General features: G+C 54.1%; 1 tRNA gene and 2 rRNA genes (1 of these 3 cut by a window edge). All 3 read left to right on the top strand.

The window, feature by feature from the left end:
* Positions 1–1,915: ribosomal RNA gene (locus AC2FJV_RS20080) — 23S ribosomal RNA — on the top strand; it begins 913 nt to the left of the window's first position.
* Positions 1,916–2,097: 182 nt separating this feature from the next.
* Positions 2,098–2,212 (top strand): 5S ribosomal RNA (gene rrf / locus AC2FJV_RS20075).
* Between the two features lie 87 nt (positions 2,213–2,299).
* Positions 2,300–2,376 (top strand) — tRNA-Met (locus AC2FJV_RS20070).
* Positions 2,377–2,500: the final 124 nt, after the last annotated feature.

The following is a 2,500-nucleotide window of genomic DNA, read 5'->3' as shown; positions in this document are numbered from 1 at the left end:
GCTTACTGATCCTAACCAAACTCCGAATACCCGGGAGTACTAGATGGCAGACACACTGCGGATGCTAACGTCCGTAGTGGAGAGGGAAACAACCCTGACCTACAGCTAAGGCCCCCAATTCATGGCTAAGTGGGAAAGCAGGTGGGACGACCAAAACAACCAGGAGGTTGGCTTAGAAGCAGCCATCCTTTAAAGATAGCGTAACAGCTCACTGGTCTAAATAAGTTGTCCTGCGGCGAAGATGTAACGGGGCTCAAGCCATGAGCCGAAGCTTAGGATGCCGTAAGGCATGGTAGCAGAGCGTAGTGTGACATAGTCTCATTCCTCCTTCACGTCTTCGGGCGTATTGGAGGAGAGAGGCTTTCGATGAAGCCGGCGCGTGAGCGATCCGGTGGAGAGATCACTAGTGAGAATGATGACATGAGTAGCGACAAAGAGTGTGAGAGACACTCTCGCCGAAAGTCCAAGGGTTCCTGCTTAAAGCTAATCTGAGCAGGGTAAGCCGGCCCCTAAGCCGAGGCCGAAAGGCGTAGGCGATGGGAACTAGGTTAATATTCCTAGGCCGTGGAGTGGTGACGGATCTCAGAGGTAGTTCATCCTTATCGGATTGAATGGGCTGCTGAGAGGTTCCTGGAAATAGCCCTCCTATAAGACCGTACCCTAAACCGACACAGGTGGACTGGTAGAGAATACCAAGGCGCTTGAGAGAACGATGTTGAAGGAACTCGGCAAAATACCTCCGTAAGTTCGCGAGAAGGAGGCCCGGTTCCTAGGCAACTAGGGGCTGGGGGCACAAACCAGGGGGTGGCGACTGTTTATTAAAAACACAGGGCTCTGCGAAGTCGCAAGACGACGTATAGGGTCTGACGCCTGCCCGGTGCCTGAAGGTTAAAAGGAGAGGTGAGAGCCTTGAATTGAAGCCCAGGTAAACGGCGGCCGTAACTATAACGGTCCTAAGGTAGCGAAATTCCTTGTCGGGTAAGTTCCGACCTGCACGAATGGCGTAACGACTTCCCCGCTGTCTCCAACATCGACTCAGCGAAATTGAATTGCCTGTCAAGATGCAGGCTTCCCGCGGTTAGACGGAAAGACCCCGTGCACCTTTACTACAGCTTCGCACTGGCATCAGGATTGTGATGTGCAGGATAGGTGGTAGGCTTTGAAGCAGGAACGCTAGTCCCTGTGGAGCCTCCCTTGAGATACCACCCTTCGCACTCTTGATGTCTAACCGCGGTCCGTTATCCGGATCCGGGACCCTGCGTGGCGGGTAGTTTGACTGGGGCGGTCGCCTCCTAAAGCGTAACGGAGGCGCGCGAAGGTTGGCTCAGAGCGGTCGGAAATCGCTCGTTGAGTGCAATGGCAGAAGCCAGCCTGACTGCGAGACTGACAAGTCGAGCAGAGTCGAAAGACGGCCATAGTGATCCGGTGGTCCCGAGTGGAAGGGCCATCGCTCAACGGATAAAAGGTACGCCGGGGATAACAGGCTGATACTGCCCAAGAGTCCATATCGACGGCAGTGTTTGGCACCTCGATGTCGGCTCATCTCATCCTGGGGCTGGAGCAGGTCCCAAGGGTACGGCTGTTCGCCGTTTAAAGAGGTACGTGAGCTGGGTTTAGAACGTCGTGAGACAGTTCGGTCCCTATCTGCCGTGGGTGTAGGAGACTTGAGAGGAGTTGCCCCTAGTACGAGAGGACCGGGGTGAACGATCCACTGGTGGACCTGTTGTTGCGCCAGCAGCAGTGCAGGGTAGCTATGATCGGACAGGATAACCGCTGAAGGCATCTAAGCGGGAAGCCCCCCTCAAAACAAGGTCTCCCTGAGGGCCGTGGAAGACCACCACGTCAATAGGCCGGAGATGTAAGCGCAGTAATGCGTTCAGTTGACCGGTACTAATCGCCCGATAGGCTTGATTTGATCCAGTAATGGAAAGACAAATCAAAAACATACACACCTTAGACTAACGATGGCTGTGTCGCGCCAAGCGGCACTGTTGATTGATTACACTACCGAGTGGCAACGCGCCTTTTGCACGCAAAAGACGCTGCCTGCCACCCGTCGCGCTTGCTACGCAAGTCGCAACGTGGGATTTTCCTCGGTTTGGTGGTCATAGCGCAAGTGAAACACCCGGTCCCATCCCGAACCCGGAAGTTAAGCACTGCCGCGCCAATGGTACTTGGGCTTAAGCCCCGGGAGAGTAGGTCACCGCCAAACCTAGAAAAATCCCAATTCTCTCTAAATGATAACAATACTTATTCGACCCCGGCCTCAAGTAGCGAAAGCGATAGGCCAACCTAGTGTCGCGGGATGGAGCAGCCCGGTAGCTCGTCAGGCTCATAACCTGAAGGTCGTAGGTTCAAATCCTACTCCCGCAACCAGGTCGAATAATATCAACACAGCCCGTTCAGACTAAAATTGATCCACTGGATCAATTGCTTAACGTCTTCACCTCGTCAGGCTCATAACCTGAAGGCCAAAGGTTCAAACCCTACTCCCGCAACC

This window comes from Ruegeria sp. CDSA241 (assembly GCF_059611265.1).
The sequence above is the reverse complement of the archived record's forward strand: the minus strand, read 5'-3'. Positions and strand labels throughout refer to the sequence as shown.